This window comes from Variovorax sp. P4_D9, assembly GCF_056401695.1.
The window spans coordinates 1-2,568 of the sequence record NZ_JBFUIU010001060.1 but is presented as its reverse complement, the minus strand read 5'-3'; the positions used below and the strand labels follow the sequence as shown (position 1 = coordinate 2,568).

General features: G+C 60.7%; 2 protein-coding genes. Both read right to left on the bottom strand.

Features of this window, described 5'->3' with window-relative positions; genetic code table 11:
• Positions 1-771 precede the first annotated feature (771 nt).
• Positions 772-1,470 carry an ATP-dependent DNA ligase gene (locus tag AC1DY5_RS50855; RefSeq protein WP_478121888.1) on the bottom strand — a complete coding sequence of 233 codons (699 nt, stop codon included), beginning with the start codon at positions 1,468-1,470 and terminating at the stop codon, positions 772-774.
• A 391-nt stretch (positions 1,471-1,861) separates the two neighbouring features.
• Positions 1,862-2,218 (bottom strand): hypothetical protein, encoded by a 357-nt coding sequence (locus AC1DY5_RS50850; RefSeq protein ID WP_478121887.1) that lies wholly within the window; start codon positions 2,216-2,218, stop codon positions 1,862-1,864.
• Positions 2,219-2,568: the final 350 nt, after the last annotated feature.

Genomic DNA, 2,568 nt, shown 5'->3' with positions numbered 1-2,568 from the left:
GAGGAAGGCTTATTCATGTAACCCATTGTGTCTATCTGCGGGGGAACTCAAAGGGAAAATTTCACATTTAGTTTCTCAGTTGGTAGTCCTGGACTTGAGACGTGCTCCACCGAACCCACGGCCAGGCGGCTCGCTACAGATAATACAAATGTGCCTCGCAACTGCGTCTCGTCGCTAGGGTCAAATCCTCAGCGACATGTTCTCCACCGGGGCGGTGGACAAGCCCGTGGAAAAACACCGAGGCTTCGGTGCAACCCTTTACCGGACGGGCGTCGCGACGTTATGCCCACAAAAGCGGCAACCCGCCAGGGCCATCGTTCGGTCCAAGGTCAGCGAAAAACGGCAAACCTATCAGGCTAAGACCACGCGGATTACCCCCGCGGCGATCAAGCTCACGACTGCAACAAGTGCTGCAATTCGTCCCCACCGTGTTCCGTGCGCTTGGGGCTCGTGTGTCAAGTCTGCGCGATGCAGAGAGGCGAAGCTACTGAAGCTCTCGGTGTCGGTTGTTCGATTCGCCATGAAGGCGATTGTGTTGTTGGTGTCCTTGGTAAGCAAGATGCACCCGCCTTTTGGCATATAGGAGCCTTCAACCTTCGTCCATGTCGACCGATATATTCGCGCGCTTTGGCCGACATCCGCAACGATGAAAGATCCCGCTACCTTTGGTGCAATGTTGAGTGGCTGCACCTTGCTCGTGCTCGCAGTTTGGAAATCTCGTGTGCTCTGATGGATCGCCATCGGTGTCGCAATTGTTGCGCTCCTCTGGGCCTATTGAGTTCGTATCGAGGCCGCTCGCACCATCTCACTGCCCCCATAGTCGGTGGCCCAGGTCCCAGTGAGAAGCCCGGAGAACCACGCCACGATCGCCACCCTGACGAAGGCGAAATGGTTGCCCTTCGCTTGCCCGAAGAGGGAGAAAAGTGCGTCCGGGCCGCCCATATAGAGCGATCCCATGCCCACGAGCATGACGAAGCACAAGAAGCCGAGAGTCTGGCGAAGATTCCCGGCGGCCCCTATGCGAAGTGGCCGACCATGAGAACGCTGGGCGGCGCGGGGTCCAGCAGTGGCCAGCATTTGCTTGCGCTTGAGCAGCGGCAGCATGGTGATGTCCTGGCCGCTCACGACCAGGAGGTCGAACACGCAGTAGACGACTGGATCGGCGCCGTCGTACCAGCGCCGGCGGGCGATTCTGCAGCCGGTCGGTTTCCCGAGGTCACCAACGGCCTCGTGGAACAAGCGGTGCCCGTCTCTGTCGAAGTCGCTGCGCCCCAGGTCGTCAAGCACGCAGACCTCGCCATCCCATTTCGTAGCCTCGGCGCCATTTCGCGTGCGCAGCTCGCACTTGCCGGCGCCGAAGGTCGCCATCAGCCGGTAGCCGTCGTACTTGATCTCATAGATCCACCCGGGCTCGTGCAGATTGAGCGGTCGCTCGTTGAGCAGCATGGGCGGATAGACGTCGAGCGGCATGGCCGGAACATGCCATGCAGACAGGGCGTTGGCTGTCAGCAGACGGCCCGACCCCCTCTAGGGTTTTCCAAGCCTCGCGCGCTCTCTGAAACTCCGACCCACGTTGCGGCCCGTCGCAATTCATGGGGTGCGATGCCACTTTTGCAGGCACCGCGCGGCGACGCCCGGCTGGTGACGAGTTGCGACGATGCGCGCATGCTTTTCCACAGGTTTGTGCACTGCCACGGTGGAGAACCTGCAACTCGGAATGACGTCCTCTCCCGCGATGCCGACGCGAAGTTGTGCGCATTTGTATTAGGTGTAGCGATGGGCATCCGGTCCTGCTTCGATTCCCCGATTCGGCACCGAACCGGCACGACGGGCGTGGCATGCGCAAACGCCGCCAGCCACTCTAGATGCCCTTTTCGGTCGAGCCGGAAAGCAGGCGTCTGATCCGCACACCGAGTTTTGCCAGGCGGCCTCTGACAGTGGTCGCGGCCGCCCTCCGAGATCGGTGTGCTTCGCGTTCGTCGCCTAGAGCGGCATTGAGGGTCTTGAGGCTTTGCGGGTTGCGCTTCCAGACCCCGGTAACTGTGAAGTTGCCCCGATTTGACGGCACGAAGTTGGGGATGATGTTGATCTGTTGGGCGCCGATCCGATGCAGGAGCTGGGCACGGTTCCTCGCGACCTTGGGGAAGTCGTCGTGCCTTTCAAYGGGCGAACTCAAAGAGACCCTGATCGTTGTTACTGCCGCGAAATGCTCAGCCAAGAATGCGACTGCCTCAACGAGCACACAGCTATGCCGCATCGGGATGGCCGAKGGCACGAAGCGGTCGAKGTGAACCTCGTGCCCACCCGGTGATACGGTCACTGCCCCGATGGTCCCGACATGTGTCTCGCCATCGTAGAAATACATRRGTTCCCCGAGCTTGTACGGAGCAGACCCAGGCCCTGTGATGCGGAGCTCGGTGAAGGTCGGCGATCGGCCTGCAGAAGAGTCCCTGGCGAGCGGTGAGCGAATGTGGTTCAAGCAGGCCCTTCCTGATCCCCGAATCGCCAGGTCTTCAACACCGGCACGAGCGCTGCCGCAGCAATCGTGACCATGTGCGCGGTCCCGCG

Coding starts and splice junctions, on each gene's coding strand:
- AC1DY5_RS50855 (WP_478121888.1), bottom strand. CDS start 1,470: ATGCCGCTCGACGTCTATCCGCCCATGCTGCTCAACGAGCGACCGCTC.